This is a genomic window from Pseudomonas sp. S2_H01 (assembly GCF_054668305.1).
Genome location: NZ_CP162756.1, coordinates 4,974,891 through 4,991,171 on the forward strand (window position 1 = coordinate 4,974,891; position 16,281 = coordinate 4,991,171).

The 16,281-nt window shown below is 61.1% G+C and carries 13 protein-coding genes; 1 reads left to right on the top strand and 12 read right to left on the bottom strand.

The features are described from left to right. Positions 1-2 precede the first annotated feature (2 nt). From AB4N84_RS22115 to AB4N84_RS22160, 10 genes are all read right to left on the bottom strand, one after another. Positions 3-824, bottom strand: a complete 822-nt coding sequence (locus AB4N84_RS22115; RefSeq protein ID WP_460043185.1) for an acyltransferase — start codon at positions 822-824, stop codon at positions 3-5. Next, positions 821-2,218, bottom strand: a complete 1,398-nt coding sequence (locus AB4N84_RS22120; protein WP_460043186.1) for an O-antigen ligase family protein — start codon at positions 2,216-2,218, stop codon at positions 821-823. Before AB4N84_RS22120 ends, AB4N84_RS22115 begins: the two co-directional genes overlap by 4 nt. Continuing rightward, the gene (locus AB4N84_RS22125) at positions 2,218-3,327 is read right to left on the bottom strand and encodes a glycosyltransferase family 4 protein (RefSeq protein ID WP_460043187.1); all 1,110 of its coding nucleotides are present in this window, start codon (positions 3,325-3,327) and stop codon (positions 2,218-2,220) included. The genes AB4N84_RS22120 and AB4N84_RS22125 overlap by 1 nt, the downstream gene beginning before the upstream one ends. Then, positions 3,318-4,532 (bottom strand): glycosyltransferase family 4 protein, encoded by a 1,215-nt coding sequence (locus AB4N84_RS22130; protein WP_460043188.1) that lies wholly within the window; start codon positions 4,530-4,532, stop codon positions 3,318-3,320. The genes AB4N84_RS22125 and AB4N84_RS22130 overlap by 10 nt, the downstream gene beginning before the upstream one ends. Before the next feature lie 2 nt (positions 4,533-4,534). Beyond that, on the bottom strand, positions 4,535-5,824 hold the full coding sequence (locus AB4N84_RS22135) for a beta-xylosidase (RefSeq protein ID WP_460043190.1): 1,290 nt from the start codon (positions 5,822-5,824) through the stop codon (positions 4,535-4,537). A 20-nt stretch (positions 5,825-5,844) separates the two neighbouring features. Beyond that, positions 5,845-7,026: a glycosyltransferase gene (locus AB4N84_RS22140; RefSeq protein WP_460043191.1), complete on the bottom strand. Its 1,182-nt coding sequence runs from the start codon at positions 7,024-7,026 to the stop codon at positions 5,845-5,847. 1 nt (position 7,027) lies between these two features. Then, entirely contained in the window at positions 7,028-9,022 is a 1,995-nt protein-coding gene (locus AB4N84_RS22145; RefSeq protein WP_460043193.1) for a GumC family protein, read from the bottom strand. Between the two features lie 18 nt (positions 9,023-9,040). Next, positions 9,041-9,814: a polysaccharide biosynthesis/export family protein gene (locus tag AB4N84_RS22150; protein ID WP_460043194.1), complete on the bottom strand. Its 774-nt coding sequence runs from the start codon at positions 9,812-9,814 to the stop codon at positions 9,041-9,043. A 192-nt stretch (positions 9,815-10,006) separates the two neighbouring features. Then, positions 10,007-11,461, bottom strand: a complete 1,455-nt coding sequence (locus tag AB4N84_RS22155; RefSeq protein WP_460043195.1) for a mannose-1-phosphate guanylyltransferase/mannose-6-phosphate isomerase — start codon at positions 11,459-11,461, stop codon at positions 10,007-10,009. Then, positions 11,461-12,897: an undecaprenyl-phosphate glucose phosphotransferase gene (locus AB4N84_RS22160; RefSeq protein WP_460043196.1), complete on the bottom strand. Its 1,437-nt coding sequence runs from the start codon at positions 12,895-12,897 to the stop codon at positions 11,461-11,463. Before AB4N84_RS22160 ends, AB4N84_RS22155 begins: the two co-directional genes overlap by 1 nt. Before the next feature lie 468 nt (positions 12,898-13,365). Between AB4N84_RS22160 and yegS the strand changes: the two genes are divergently transcribed. Next, a complete protein-coding gene (yegS, locus tag AB4N84_RS22165; RefSeq protein WP_460043197.1) occupies positions 13,366-14,274 on the top strand; it encodes a lipid kinase YegS in 909 nt (302 codons plus the stop codon). A gap of 156 nt (positions 14,275-14,430) precedes the next feature. Here yegS and AB4N84_RS22170 read toward each other — a convergent pair whose 3' ends face one another. Then, positions 14,431-15,090 (bottom strand): response regulator, encoded by a 660-nt coding sequence (locus AB4N84_RS22170; RefSeq protein WP_074749659.1) that lies wholly within the window; start codon positions 15,088-15,090, stop codon positions 14,431-14,433. Then, positions 15,087-15,947, bottom strand: a complete 861-nt coding sequence (locus AB4N84_RS22175) for a sensor histidine kinase (RefSeq protein ID WP_460043198.1) — start codon at positions 15,945-15,947, stop codon at positions 15,087-15,089. The genes AB4N84_RS22170 and AB4N84_RS22175 overlap by 4 nt, the downstream gene beginning before the upstream one ends. Between the last annotated feature and the right edge of the window lie 334 nt (positions 15,948-16,281).

Here is a 16,281-nt window from a genome sequence, read left to right on the forward strand (position 1 = left end):
CCTCAGTGGAACAAAGTGAACAGGCCTTTGCCGCCCACTTTGTAGTTGAGGCCCCGGGCGCGCTCGCCCTTGATCTCGGCATTCGGGCCGCTGACGATGGCGTAGGGTGGAATCGCTTTGGACACCACCGAACCGCCGCCGACAACGGCGCCTTCGCCAATGTCGGCACCGAACGAGAGCAGGGCACGGCTGGCGATCCAGGCGTAGTCGCGGACGAACACGGGACCGCCCACCGCCCAGAATTCAGGTGCCTTGAGGTCGTGGCCACCGGCAATGATCAGGACGTGCGAGGCAATGGTGACGTGGTCACCGATGATCAGACCGCCACGCGCGTCCAGTTGGCAATGCCAGCCTACGGTGCTGTCGTTGCCGATCCTCAGGCCGTCGACACCGAGGATTTCCGTGTTGCGCCACACTGATGACCCCTTGCCGATCTTCGCCCCGCCAACGCGCAGCCATAACAGCCGAAGCGTGTGGCTGGGGATCTTGCAGATGAGGATGTTGTAGGCCTGCTCCCAGGTGCGCAACATGCGGTCGCGCAGGGTCGGCCAGTTGATCCCGTACAGCGGAATCAGTGCGCCTGGCGTTTCGTTGGCCAACAACCGGTAGAAACGTCGGGCAAGGGGCGGCTCAATGCGCGGCTCGATATTCAGGTAACTGATGAAATACAGGGTTTTGTCCTTCATTGGCGTTTCGAAGCACACGTCATTTTCAAGCATCCAGGCATACGTGCTTTCGAGTTCCTCCGCGCTGACCCCCATCTTGCGCGCGTATTCCGGCAGTCGTTGACGCAGGTCGTGCGAATGCATCATGCGGTGTTTCATGGTCTCTCCCCTGATTCCGTTGCCGCGCGGTGCTGCGGGTTCTGCAGGCGTCGGGCTTCGTGCAGGTTCAGCCCGAGCAGCAGCCAGAACAGCGCGATCAGCACCGTGGTGAAGCTGAAATAGTGGTCGAAGACGCCACTCAGTAATGCCGCCATGACACCGGCACGGGTACCGAACCACAAGGCGGTGTCGCGATTCAACGGGACGACGTGGCTGTCGAGCCGCGCTTCTATCCACCAACTGACGGTGACGGCGGTGAACAGCAGCATGCCGGGGATGCCCAGCTTGTAGACGTAGTTCAGCCACAGATTGGAAATCCCCCACAGCCCGGTCCCGGGGACAGGTGGGTCGACCTTGAAGCCGATGCCCAGTGGGAACATCTTCATGGCGTCTGGAAAGTGCGAGTATTCCTGGAAACGGATCGCGGTACTGGCGTCATTGCTGGAGAACAGCCCGATCAGTCGCTCTTGCAGCGGCGGGTAGAACATCAGCAGCAATGCGCCGAGAAACACGCCCGCCATCAGCAGTCGGCCGACATACGGTACCCGCCTGCGTGCCATCCAGCACATCACCAGAATCAGGCTGAGCAAGGCGCCGCGTGAGCCGGTAAACAGCAGCCCGGCCGCGGCCAGCCCGGCCACCGCCAGCCCCAGAGTGCGCACCGGACCTTGACGGGTGACGCCGATGCAGAACGCCAGCGGCAGCAGCATGGCCAGGGCACCGCCGGCGATGTTGGGATGCGTCCACGGTGTGCCCATGCGTGTCGACAAGCCGGACAACCCTTCGTTGAGGGTGTCCAGGTTGCTGTAACCCAGCCCGCCGATGAACGAGATAATCGCCGTCGAACTGCCGCTCTTGAGGTACACCGGAATCGACAGCAGCAACAGAAACAGCGTCCCCAACAGGAGCGCGACCGTCATCTGTTCACGGGATTTTTCATCGTTCAACAATCGAGGGACGAGAAACAGGGGAGACAGGTTGAACAGCCAGCGCACCCAGTTGACCGGTCCGTTGCCGTCGGCATTCACCGTCAGTTGTCCGGCCACGAAGGGCAGGGCGCTGAACATCATCAGGGCGATTAACCAGCGTTCAGTGCGCAACAGATGCAGCGGCGGGGTGTACAAGGCAAACAGCCGATGGGCCACTAGACTGGCCCAGATCAGCATCACCAGGGCTTCCGACACCGTGGTGCGCAGACCGATCTGCACGGTGGCGTACGGCAAAAAGGTCGCCAGCACACCGAACAGCAGCAGGCCACGCAATGGGCGGCGAATGATCGTCACCACCGCGGCGACACCGATCAGTGCCGCCGTCACCTTGATGGCGGGCAACACCCAGACCAGCACACCGAACAGCAGTGCGATGAATACGCCTACCGGCATGGCCAATGGCATCAATCGGGCTCCCTGGACAGCTCGTCCAGCAGTTCATTGAAGCGTCGGCGATACGCGTCGACGCCGTAATGCTGCGCCCATGCCAGCAGCGGCGCCGGGTCGTGTTGTTCTTCCGTGGACAGCATGCCCATCAGTCGCACCAGCGCGGCCTGATCGTCAGGTGAAAAACGTGGGCTGGCGTCGGGCGTCACCTCGTCCAGTGACGAGCCGCTGGCCACCGCAACGGGCGTCCCGACACCCAATGCTTCGACGACGGGCAACCCGAAACCCTCACCGTACGACGGATGCCACAGGCGATCTGCCCGCCGATAAACCTGATGCAATTGGCCGTCGCTGATCCCGCTGACGATGTGCAGGCCGGGCAATTCACGTTGCGCGCTGGTCAATCCGTCAGGCCCGCCGACCAGCATGAGGTCGGGCGTTTTGGGAAACTGCCGGCGAGCGATCTGCCAGGCCTCGACGAACCAGGGAATGTTCTTGCGCGGCTCGCGGGTGCCCACGCACAACCAGTAACGCTCGGGCAGCGGGGTGTCGAGGTCGACGGGTTCGGCGGTAAAACCGTCCACCAGATTGGGCAGCACCCGCACCTTGTTCCGAGCATGGGGAAACAGGCGTACGGTTTCATCGGCCGTGAACTGCGAGGGCGTCCAGATGCGGTCGGCGACCCGCACCGAATGAGCGATGGACAGCCGATCGGTCTGACCGTAGACCCTGGCCTTGATCTTCGAACCGTGAGCGTTGTTCAGGGTCAGCTGGAACACGTCGTGAAGTTGCAGGATGTAGCGCATGCCCGCTGGCTTGCGGGCAATCGGCAGGCCCATGTTCAGGTTGGCCAGGTAGACGTCTACCTCGGCATCACGCAATGCCTGCGGGAGAAAGCAGGCTTCGAAACGCAGGCGTTCCGGTAGACGGTGAATGCCGTCGAGCGGGGTCGCCCAGCGCGGACAATGGGCAACCTGGCGAACCCCGTGATCGAGCGGGCCGATGCTGAACAGTTGCAGCTGCACGTCGGGCCTGGCGCGCAAAGCGTCCTCCAGCGCGATGTTCTGTCGGCCGATGCCGCTGTTGGGAAAGCCCGTCGCCGGGCGGTAATCCAGACCTACGCGCATGCGTCAGCGTCCTCCTGCTGGTGAACCCGAGAGTAGATGCCTTCCAGCTGCGCAGCCGACACCGACCAGTCATGGTGCTTGCGCACATAGGCCCGGCCGGCCTCGCCGATTTTCGCCAGTCGGGCGGGCTGCTCGATGGCTTGTACCAGCAGCCGCGCAAGACCGTGTGCGTCCTCGCACCCCAGATAGTGGGTGCCATTGATCACGTTCAACCCCGAACAACCTTGCTCGGTGGTGACCACCGCAAGGCCCGCCGCCATGGCCTCAAGCACCTTGAGCTTGGAGCCGCCGCCTTCACGCAGCGGGGCGAAGAAGATCGCCGCTTCCTTCTGGACCGTGCGCAGGTCCGGCACGAAACCCAGCCAGTCGATGCGCGGATCGGCCCAGCGTTCCTTCCATTCTTCTGGCAGCGCATAGCCGCCAACGGTCAGGCGCACCATCGGGTCGAGGTTCCAGACCCTGGGCATGATGTGTTCGAGTGCCCATTCCATGGCGTCCAGATTCGGCCCGTATTCGTAGTTGCCAATGAACAGCAGGCGACGGCTGTAGCGGTCCGGGCAGACCTTGGCGTAGTAATCGCAATCCACGCCGTTGACCACCACCGCCGTGGCTCTGGCGGTCAATCGGGCCAGGCCTTTGGCGTCTTCTTCGGTGACCGCGATCAGTTCGCTGGTCTGACGGAATACCCGCGTTTCCCATTGCCGATAACGCCATTGATCGAAGCGGGTGAACGGGCGGGCCCATTCCGGAAAGTGGTGATAGCTGGCAGCGCCCAGACCCGACTCGACGTTGTGTTCGGTCATGATGAAGTGCTTGCCGGTACGACGCAGCGGCGCTTCGAAAGGCTGAAAGCTGTAACTGTGCTCAATCTGGATCACGTCCCATTGCTCTTGCAGCAGGGCCTCGAATTGCTGTTGCAGGGGGGCGGAGAAACCGTTCGCGCTGGCGAGCATCGGCGGTCGGGCGAACGCCACTGCGAGCAATGTGCGAACGCTGCGCAACGGCCGTCGCGGGATCACGATCAGCCGCTCCAGCCAGGGTTCGAGCGCAGCGCGGGTGGCGTCGTCCAGTTCGGTCTTGGATTGCACCAGCAACGTGATGCGATGCCCGCGCGCAGCGAGGTTGCGCAGCAGATGAAACTGCCGGGTCTTGCCGCCGCTGGTGGTGGGCCAGGGCAGGTAGGGCAATGTCCAGAGAATACGCATGGTCAAGGCTTCCAGACGAGGATTTGCAACGTGGGCGTGAGCGGTACATCGACGCCCTTGGCGCTGGCCAGCTCGCTGTGGTTGCCGGTCAGTGGGTCATACAGTGTGGCGGTCTTGATGCCAGGGAAGTTCAGGTGCGAGCTGCTGGCGCTCCAGGCCATCAACAGATGAGCGCCGTCCGCACGGTTCCATGCAATGGCATACAGGTCTTCGGGGATCGCCAGTGCCGGCGGTGGATCGGCAGGCATCAGCGTGGGGCCGGTGACGTCGAAGAAATTTTTCAGCGCGGTGTACACCGGCTTGGGTTCGCCATCGAGGTCCACCAGCCCGTAACCTCGATCGCGGGTGCTGGCGCGTTGATCGAGGTCGCTGAGGTTGAACACAAAGATGCGCTGATAATCCATCGTGCTCATCATTGCCAAGCGCCGCAGCGTGTAGTCAGCCTGGCCATCAAGCCCGATGATGTGCTGCATTTCCACCGGCCCTTTGTAGCTCGACCAGCCCCATTCGGTGGCCCAGACGTCTTTGACGCCTGCGTCATGCAGGCTCTTGTTCAGGGCGTTGCCACGCACCAGAAAATCCCGGTCGCCGATCGAGTCGCCTTCGGGGTATTCGGAATACGGATGGTAGGCCGCCGTGATCTTTTGACTGGCCAAGCCCTGGTCGACCATCGATTGCAGCATGTAACCGGTGGAACCGCGCATTTGCCCGTAATACGCAACGCCGGCGGTGACGATCGGTTTGCCGGGCAACGCGGTGCGGATGGCGCTGGCGGTCTCTGTCAGCAGGCTGTAATAGGCCACGGGATCCGCTTGCGGGAGCCAGATGATGTTGGGCTCGTTCCAGACCTGCCAGTGGCTGACCTGCGGGTAATGCTGGGCGAGGGCGGTCATGCGCTCGGCAAAGATGCTGTTGTCGCGTGGCGGGTATTGGTCCGCGTTGCTGGCGCCCTGCGGTCCGCTGCTGTCGAAGGTTGCCGAACCCACCAGGTAGGCCACCGTGTTGTAGTTGTGTGGGGCGGCGGCAGCCATCGCGGCGTCCAGGTCCGCCAGGTTGTACTGCCCGGGCGCTGGCTCGAGAATTGGCCAGTGCAACGTCCAGCGAATCCAGTTCAGCCCCAACGCATCGAGCCGCGTCATCTGCTTCTGGTAAATGTCCGGGGTGAAATAGTGGAATTGCACGTTAACCCCCAGAAAGTCTTTCCAGGTCACCGTCCGTTGCGCGCGCAACACGGTTTCGGCTTCCACGGCCGGACTGCTCATCGTCAATGCGCAGGCGCTGATCCATGCCATTGCCCGTAACGCTCTGCCCTTCATGGACGAACCCCGCAAGCCTGTTGGAAAAGTGATTGAAAACGTTCGGCGGTCAGGCTCCAGACCCGCTCGCGTCCTAGCGTAGACGCCCGGTCGGCCCACGTCTGAGCCATTTGGGGTTGCTCGCACAGACGAGACAACGCCGCCATCAGCGCCGGAACGTTGCCTTGCGGGTAAATGTCGCCATTGCCATGGGACACCTCTTCGGCAAACGAGCGGGCATCGGACGTGATCACGCCTCGCCCGCAGGCCATGGCCCACGAGAGGGCGCCGCTGGTGCCGCGCAGTTTGCCGAGGATCTTCAGCTTGCTCGACTCCCGATACGGCAGGACCATCACGTGATGCGCCTGGATCACCTGCGGGATATCGGCGGCCGGTAGGTCCAGGTGCCAGCCGATCAGGTCCGCCAGCCCCAGCTCACGGATACGCTGACGCAGTTGTTGCAGATAACTGCCCGAGGGGCCAAACGCCATTTCCGGCTCACTGCCGCCCGCGAGGGTCAGGCGCACCCGCGCGCGCAAGGCCGGTTTCTCGATAAACAGCTGCGCCAGGGCTTCGAGTAAATCTTCAATGCCCTTGCCCCGATAGATGAAGCCGAAATAGAGCAGCTTGAGGGGTTGCAGCGCAGGCAACGGCAACGGTGCGATCGGCAGATTGCCGTGAGGGATCACGGCCATCTGGGCCTGTTGCAGCCCCATGCGTTGTTGCAGGCAGCGATTCCCGGTGTGGGTCAGGGTCACCAGCCGGGTCATGTGCCGCGCCAGTTGACGTTCCTCGCGCAAGCAGAGCGGGTCAGCGAGCACGGTGGCCATTTCCGGCAGGGGCGAGCGCAGCGACGCCGCCACCGAGAGCGGCCAGGGCAGGGTGTGCCGACGCCAGACGAGGCGTTCAGGGTCGTGAACCGTAGCGGTCAGTGGCAACTGCGGGTAGCGCTCACGCAACGCGCGCAAGGCGTGAAATTCGGCGAGTCGCCCGCCGCCGATTTCCGCATGCACCAGGTCGATGCCCGCCCAGTCGGCATCGGCCACACGCTGCCGGGCCGCCTCGGGATCGTTGCCAATGCCTTGAAGCGGCGTTCGGACCCTCACCCCCAGGTCCTCAAGGGCGTGCTTGAGGTGGCCGGCGTAATCGGCGATGCCGTTCTGTTCCGGCGGCAAAGGGGCGAGCAGGGCAATTTGCATGTTAATGCTGCCTCCGGAAACGGCCGATCCAGGCCAGCACGCTCTCCGGAATTTCGAAGCGACGGCGGTTGAGGATGATCCCGTCGACACGCTTGAACGCGGTGGTCAGCGTCGTCAGTGCGTTTTGCAGCATCGGCAGGGTGGAGCTTTCTGCCCGGACCACCAGCACGATGAGGTCGGCATCGCGCAAGTGCACGAACGCTTGCTGGTTCGCGTAGAAATCGGACGCAGCGATCAGCTGGATTTCACCCGGTTGTGCCGCACGTCCAGCCCCCACACGGACGCTGTGGCCATGCTCTTCAAGGAGCGCGCGCAGGTGTTCGACGACGAAGCTCACCCCTTCGCCCGAATGCGCGGAGGTCAGGCCGATGCTCAACCCTTTGTCAGGCACTTGTTTGAGCGGCAGCACGCTGTACAGGCGATACAGACTGGCGATGAAGGCGCTGTTGCGATGCGGTTGCGCCACCGTCGTGTCCTGCAGGCTGGTCCAGAGCGGCACGCCGAACTGCGCCTCGATCCTGTCCCCGTCGTGGATGCGCTGGTCCAGCAGATAGAACAGGTACAAGGCCAGCAGCCCGACACCCAGGCTCAACGGAATGGCCAGCAGCAACATCAACAGGCTTTTCGGAAATACCCGGCTGGGGTTGAGCGTGGCGTGTTCGATGATCGCAATATTGCTGATGCGCTTGTTATCCAGCTCGCGGTCGATGCGCGCCTTTTCCAGGCTGTCGGTGTAGAGAATGAAGTTCTTCTCCTCGGCATTCAGCTCGCTTTGCAGTCGCGAGAATCGGGGTTCGAGGTCCAGTGCCTGAGTACGATCCTTCTCCAGTTGCGCCAGTTGGGCGTCGAGTTGCTCGCGCTGTACCAGCAGGCGGGTGTAACTGGCCTGCTGGTCGTTCAGGATGTTTTGCAGGCGGGTGAACAGTGGATTGGGCGCGATATTTTCCGTGCGTTGCACCGTTGTTGCCTGACTGCTCCACAGCGCCTTGAGGTTTTTGATCTCGTTGTCCAACGCCTGGACCGGCGGCGCGCTCTCCTTGAACGAGCGCAGCAATTCCTGGCGTTCGACTTCCTTGCTGTTGATGCGGTTTTGCAAGTCCTGACGGCTCGGATTGAGGGCCAGCTCCTTGCCCGAGCTGATCAGCCGTGTCTGCTTGTTCATCTGCTCCTGAATCTTGTCCATCCCGGCCTTGGTCGAGGCAATGGAGCGGGCGGTGTTGTTGCGCTCGGTGCGCAGGTCATTCAGGCCTTGGGCGATATCGGCCATTCGTTGATGGATGCTCACGGTGCCCAGCTGGTCGAGCAGTGTCTGGATGTCGTGCTTGTGAGAAAGAATGTTGGCTTGCGTGTCCTTCACCTCTTGCTCGTAAAACGCATAGAGGTTTACCCGGCCCAGCGTCCGGGCGCGCTCGTTGCCGTACTCATCGACCCAGTTTTTCAACACTGCCTGGGCCACCTCGGGATCGTTCCAGGTGAAGGTGAGCTCCATCACCGAAGAGCCCGGTTCGTGACTGGCCTTGAAATTCTTTTCCAGGTCCTCGGCAAGGCGCTCTTCCGGTGAACGGGCCTCGACCAGTCCGACCATTTCCAGCCCGCTGCGAATCACATCGATGATGGCTCGGAAGGCCGCACCTGGGGCGTTTTTGATGGCGGCGAAAACGCCGGAGGGCTTCGGTGCCTCGGCCAGCTTTTCCATGTACTGCTGCGCGACCCGCCGGATGATGGGGCGACCCGTCAGCATGCGCTCTTCGTCGAGTAACGGGTCGCGCAGGGCACTCGGCACGGCGATCGACTGCCGGTCTGCGAGTTCGATCGGCACAGTGCTGGTGTCGCGGCCAGGCTTGACCAGCAGCAGGGCCGTGGACTCATACCGGTTGGGCAACAGGAAAGCGCCGAGCACGATGATCGCGAACGTCGCCACCACGGTGATCTGCACCTCCCGCCGGAAGATGAAAAACAGGCGCAGTACATCGCGCAATGAGCGGATGGTTATCATGTCGGCGGTCCCTTCCGGTTAGTTGTTGTCGCGCAAGTTGTAATTCACACCGAAGCCCAACGATTTAGAGAAGGGGATCAATTGGTTGAAGTACAGATTCACGCCGTCGATCTTGTTGCCGACCCCGGATTTAGGGACGAATACAACATCACCGCGCTGCAACAACACCGGCGCCGTCGGGCCTCCGCTGCCCGCGTAGAGCAGCTTGCTGTAATCAAAGAAATACGTCTTGTAGAGGCCGTCGTCGCCCTGACGTAGCAGCGCGACGAGGCGCGCATCGGCATCCGGGTTGATGCCTCCGGCGCCTACCAGCGCCTGCTCAAGGTTGGTGACCACCGACACGGGCAGGTTGGCGGGATTGCGAACCGCGCCTCCCACGAACACCATGTTGCTCGGCGCCTGGCTGATGTTGACGGTCAACGCGGTTTCCCGGTAGACCGGCGCCAGCTTGTCCTCCAGGACTTGGATGAGCTGCGGCACGGTCAACCCGGCCGCTTTCACCGAGCCGATGTACGGGTAGGAAAACGTGCCGTCGTTGAGCACCGGGAACAGCGTCAGCTCATAGATGGAGTTGGCCGTGAACGCCGAGATCGAAGGCGCTTCGCCGGTGTTGCGCACGATACGCAGGGTGTCACCTGCGTGAATGCGTTCAGGCGGCAGCGGTTTGCCGGCCAGGGCTCGGCCTGCATCCTGCGCGGCCTTGATTTCCGGTGATTCCGGCAGCCCTATCCGTGCGGGTGTGTTGCACGCGCACAGCAACAGCACGCTGACGAGCATCAACGTGTTTTTCATTGGTCCAGAACTCCTGTCATGCATGAATACGGCTCCCTTGCGGGTAAAACAATCATGTCGGCAATACTGCCAAGTCCAATGTCTGTGGTGCCCCGGCTTGGCCGTGGACGGGGTGCTGCTCAGGGGAGAACGCTGGCCTCGCTGCGTTGAAGAGGTATCAGCCGCGACGCGCGCGGCCGGTTCAGGGGCTGATCAGGCCGACGGTGCAGCCGGTACGCGGCCGTAGACGTCGGTGAAGCGCACGATGTCGTCTTCACCCAGGTACTCGCCACTTTGTACCTCGATCATCACCAGATCGATCACGCCGGGGTTGACCAGACGGTGAGTGTGGCCAGGCTTGATAAAGGTCGATTCGTTGGTGTCGAGCATGAATTCGCGCTCGCCGTTGGTGACGCGGGCCATGCCGCTGACGACGATCCAGTGCTCGCTGCGATGGTGGTGCATTTGCAGCGACAACGACGCCTGGGGCTTGACCACGATGCGTTTGATCTTGAAGCGCTTGCCTTCCTCAAGGACCGTGTAGGTGCCCCACGGACGGGTCACGGTGTTGTGCAACAGGTAAGCGGGGTGGCCCTGGCGCTTGAGCTCCTGAGCAATGACTTTGACTTCCTGGCTGCGCTCGGCGTCGGCGATCAGCAGGGCGTCCGGGGTGTCGATGATGATCAGGTTATCCAGACCGACGGCACCGACCAGTCGCTTCTTGGAGTCGATGTAGCAGTTAGTGACGTCGTGCAGCACGACCTGGCCATTGCACTGGTTACCGTTTTCGTCCTCCGGAGCCAGTTCGCGAATCGCTGACCACGAGCCGATGTCGCTCCAGCCAAGCTCGCACGGCACCACGGCCACTTTTTGCGAGCGCTCCATCAAGGCGTAGTCAATCGAAATGTCCGGAGCGAGGGCGAACGTGGTGGCGTCCAGTTCCATCTGCCGTTCATTGCTGCCTTCTTTGCTGTTGCATTGGGAAAGGCAGTGACGCACAGCCGCCAGCACATCGGGGGCGTGGGTTTCCAGTTCGTGCAACAGCACGTCGACGCGCATGCAAAACATCCCGGCGTTCCACAGGTGCAGGCCACCGTTCAGGTATTCGTTGGCGGTGGTCGCGTCGGGTTTCTCGACGAATCGCGCCACCTGGTACGCCTTGTCACTCAAAGCCTGGCCTTTTTCGATGTAACCAAAGCCGGTTTCCGCACGTGTGGGGATCAGGCCGAAGGTCACCATCCAGCCTTCATCGGCCAGCTTGCGGGCGTCTGTGACCGCCGTGGCGAACGCCTCCACGTCGTGGATCAGATGATCGGCAGGCAGGATCAGCAACTGAGCGTCGTCACCCCGCAGCGCCTGGACATGAAGCGCGGCAGCGGCGATGGCAGGCGCGGTATTGCGTCCGAACGGCTCCAGCAGGAAGTCCAGGTGAATCTTGTTCTTGTTCAACAGGCGATAGTCGTCGACGGTCCGGAAATAGACTTCCCGGTTGGTTACCGTCAGCAGGCTTTCGACGCCGTCCAGGTGGCTGGCACGATTGAAGGTCTTTTGCAGCAGGCTTTCGCCGTCTGGCAGCCGCATGAAGGGCTTTGGCATGGCTTCACGTGACACTGGCCACAATCGGGTGCCGGCACCGCCGGCGATAATGCAGGGAATAAGGGTGCCCATCAGTAAGCCTCGCGGGAGAAGAGCACTGCCGGAACAGTGCGCAAAAGGATGTATAGATCGAACCAGACGGACCAGTTTTCGATGTACTCAAGGTCGAATTCGACACGCTTTTCGATCTTTTCCACCGTATCTGTCTCACCACGAAAACCGTTGATCTGAGCCAGCCCGGTAATGCCCGGTTTGACCCGATGACGCGAGGTGTACTCCTTGACAGCTTGTTCGAATAAAATGCCGGCGGCCTTGGTGGCCGTGGCATGTGGGCGCGGCCCCACCATTGACATACTGCCCGCGAACACGTTGAACAATTGCGGCAACTCATCCAGGCTGGTTTTGCGGATGAAACGGCCGATGCGGGTCACCCTGGCATCGCCCTTGACGGTCTGCTGCTCAGACGTAGCGTCCGCATGATGGGTGTGCATCGAGCGAAACTTGCACACAGTGATCAAGCGGTTGTTGTAGCCATAGCGTTTTTGCCAGAACAGCACCGGCCCTCGGGAGTCCAGCTTGATGGCCGCGGCGATGACCAGCATGACCGGGGACAGCAGCAGGATCGCCAGGCTCGACAGCAACATGTCTTCGACCCGCTTGAACAATGGCGACCAGCCGCGCAACGGCACGTCGGAGGCATTGAACATCGGCAGGCTGGCGACCTCGGTGATGCGGTTGTGCGCGTGCCTGAAGGCGACCATGTCCGGCACCAACAGCACGTTGACCGGCAGCCTGCGCAGCTCACGAATGATGTAGTCCATGCGGTTTTCTGCCGACCAGGGAAGGGCGACCAGCACCTGCGTGACTTTCTCCTCGCGGATCAGGCCTTCAAGGTCCTTGGTGTTACCGAGCAGGGGCAGGCCGGCCATGGTCTTCGGCAGGCGACCGATGCGGTCGTCTATGAACCCCAATACCCCGGAGCGAATGTCCTGGTTCTGCAGCATGTATTCGGCCAGGCGCTGTCCGTTCTCGGTGGCGCCCAGAATCACTGCGTTCTGCAGGAAGAACCCGCGCGCCATCAGGCGCTTGTAGATCAGCAGGAGCAGTATGCGGTCGGCGCAGAACATCGCCAGGCTGGCGACGAACCACACCATCAGTTGTTCCTGGGTGATGTAGTCGAAAAGGTCCATCGCCTTGTACATGAACAACAACACGCAGAACGCCGACGACCAGACGAACAGGATCATCTTGAAGCGAGAGCGGTTGGTGAAAATGCTTTCCGAATAAACCCCCAGCGCCTGAAACATCAGCACGCACACCACGCCGAAGAAGACCTGCACCATCAGGTAGCCTTGAGGCGGTGTCGGGGTGTCGGTTTTCCAGTAGGCGAGGATCAGGATGCCGGGTAGAACGGCTGTGACTCCATGAACCAGCCGGACGGCGAACAGGAAATACTCGATCAGGCTGGTGCGCGTCAGCACAAGGCTGTCGACCGGTTGCAGTCGCATACATCGTCCTCACATCTTCGATCCATGAATCCATGACTGGCTTAGCTGCCCCGCATTCCATCCTAAAGTCAATTTAATGACTTTTCTGCGGGGTAATTCAAAATAAGCCAATAATTTGTCGATTAAGCACCCTATTGCCCTGCTTTTCAATCCCGTCGTTAGGAAAAAATCCTATTTCTTCTCAAGCGGCGTAGGACTACTTCCAAAAGCAGGTCAGAAAGTCCCTCAAACGAGTGCTTACGAGAGTAAAGCCCATGAAACAGCCACTGTCATGCTGAAGGCGGTCATGACCCATCGGGGCGATGCCCGGGCCGGACCATCACGGCAAGTCGTGGCGGTTGGGATCCAATGATCATGGGCATTCCGCTCTTTTCGCCCTGATGCAAAAAAAAATCGGTGTCCGGGCTTTTTTTCGCGGGCTTGAGGTCAACACTTCACGCAATGAATCGCACAGGAAGAGGGAAAGGTATGACGGAGCGCAGGGCACTCTTGATTCTTCATGGTAAACAGGCGCTCAACGACGACGTTCGCGACGCGGTTAACCGTAAACGCAAGCATGGCTGGGAACTGGACGTTCGATTGACGTGGGAAGGCGGCGATGCGCAGCGTCTGGTCGCAGAAGCGCTGGCGGCCGGACACACGCAAATCATTGCAGGCGGCGGCGACGGGACGCTGCGCGATATCGCCGAGGCGCTGGCATTGGCGGACAGCGACGCGAGTCTGACGATCCTGCCGTTGGGCACCGCCAACGATTTCGCCCGTTCTGCAGGCGTCCCACTGGAGATCGAACGCGCACTCGACTTGCTGGATGTGCCGGCGCGCAAGGTCGACATGGGCGTTGTCGACGGCCAGATGTTCCTGAATATGGCCACGGGAGGGTTCGGCAGTCAGGTCACCGCCAACACCTCGGAAGACTTGAAAAAGGTGCTGGGCGGCGCCGCCTATCTGTTTACGGGGCTATCGCGTTTCAGTGAGTTGAAAGCGGCTTACGGCGAATTGAACGGTCCGGACTTCCATTGGCGCGGCGACCTGCTCGCGTTGGGGATTGGCAATGGTCGACAGGCGGGTGGCGGGCATCCGTTGTGCCCCGATGCGTTAGCGGACGATGGTCTGCTCGACATCAGTATTCTGCCGGCGCCACAGGAAATCGTCGGTACGCTCAAGAGCTTGCTGGAGGGCGGGTTGGGGATCGACAACCTGTTCGTTCGCGCGCGCTTGCCGTGGGTTGAATTGAAGTCTGCCGAGGGCCTTGACATCAATCTGGACGGTGAGCCGTTGCGTGGCGAAAGCCTGCGTTTCGAGGCCCGTCCCGGCGCATTGCGCATTCACCTGCCCGCGCATTCGCCGTTGCTGGGGCAGTCGAAGCGGATCGGCTGACGCGTACATTGCCTTGACCCGCAGGCGGGCGTGCCTTCGCGACTCAGCCTTTGAATCTCAGGGGTTGCAGCAATCAGCCCGCTCGTCTGCGAAAGGAATGCGAAGCCATGGGGGGGCAGCCGACCATGGACAAACGTTTGCGCGGTGCGGCGAGCGTCAATCATCAAGGCTGATGATCTGCTCCCTCACACAGAACAGCACCAGGCCCGCCACGTCGTAGATCTGCAATCGCTTCATGATCTGCGAGCGATGGGTCTCGACGGTCTTGACGCTGAGGTTCAGGCCGTTGGCGATTTCCCGCGTGGATTTGCCGCGTACGATCAGGCGCAGGATCTCCAGCTGGCGTGCGGTGAGATTGTGGTTCTCGACCGGCTCAACCTTATTCGACTGAGCACTGACCAATGCCTGGTTGATCACCGTGTGCGCGATGGCGGGGCTGAGGTAGCGTTCATCGTTTCTCAGCGCCTCGAGAGCCTGCTCGATCTCGGTGCCGGTGGCGTCCTTGAGCAGGTAACCGTGCGCCCCGGCCTCCAGCGCCCGCATGATCATCTGCGGTTCCGTGTGCATGGACAGGATCAGCACCTTGCTGTCCGGCAAAGCTTTGTGAAGCCGCTCCAGCGCATCGAGTCCGTTGCTGTCCTTCATCGAAATGTCGAGCAGGATGATGTCCGGCTTCAATTCCTGTGTCATCTCCAGCAGGTGCTCGCCATCGGCGGCTTCGCCGATAACCTGATAGCCGGGAATGTCGGAAACCAGTGCGCGGACACCCGCACGAATCAGAGCGTGGTCGTCGACCAGAAGAAGATTGCAGATCATGAGTGCTTACTTATGTCGGCGCGTTCCCGAGCGCGGGGTGCCCAGGGAAACAAGGCTTGAATGTGAGTGCCGCGACCAGGCTCGCTTTCTACGGTCAGATGCCCGCCCAGCAGGGTGGCCCGCTCGACCATGCCCGCCATGCCGCGTTGCCCTTGCTGACCCGGATTGGCGGCGGGCAAAAATCCCAGCCCGTCATCGGAAATGCTGAGCGCCAGACCGTCGGGGCGACGCTGAATCCGCACCAGCAGGTTCTTCGCTTGCGCGTGGCGCAGCATGTTGGTGACCGCTTCCTGCGTGATGCGAAAGGCCGCCACGGCCATTTCCTCAGGAATGCCAGCCAGCCGCTGGTGGCATTCAAGACTCCAGAGCACAGGGGTGTCCACCAGCGTGCGCAGCAGGTGCGCACGCAGGCTGGCTTCGAGCCCCAGGCTTGCCAGCTGCCTTGGATTCAGGATGGCCGACACGTCCCGTACCTTGGCCAGGGTTTCGTCGAGAATGTTGTTGAGCATGGCGCAGTGGGGATGCAGGTCTTCCGTCGCCCGACGTTGCAGCCAGTCACTTTGCAGTTTGGCGGCGGTCAGCATCTGACCGATATCGTCATGCAGTTCGCGGCTCAGACGATGGCGCTCCGTTTCTTGAACCTGCAGCATGTGATCGGCCAGCTCTTGGGGCTGGAACTGTATGGTTTTGCTGGGGCGACTTACGCAGTAACAGATGCCCAGCAAGGCGAGCACGTTAATGAGCGCCAGCGCGGATGAAAGGCCATCGTCGAGAAAAAAGCGACGACATTGCACGCGGTGATCGCGAGACAGACCATCGCTACCCATCGAAATACGGTGTTCGAGCTCATAGGCCATAACGTGAAGGTCTTGTTGCTGCCATGCATAGCGGATGAAGCCATCGGATAATTGTTGCGGATACCTGAACAGGATGTGTCAGGCCACTTATCGTGGTCAACAGAGCGGCACGGCTCTGTTCACCTTTATACGTGTGTACAAAAACCAGGAGTCGACTTTCAACAGGAACAACGTGTTCACAAACTTCCCGCTTTCATTCGCGGGCGCCGATCTTACCTTAAATGCCGCCGTTATTAAGCATCGCGTGCAAACAACGCACGCAACAAGGTTGTCCATTTAGTCAGGATTTATGATTGGCACGACAGTGCTAATAAGGCGGCGGGCGAGATATAAG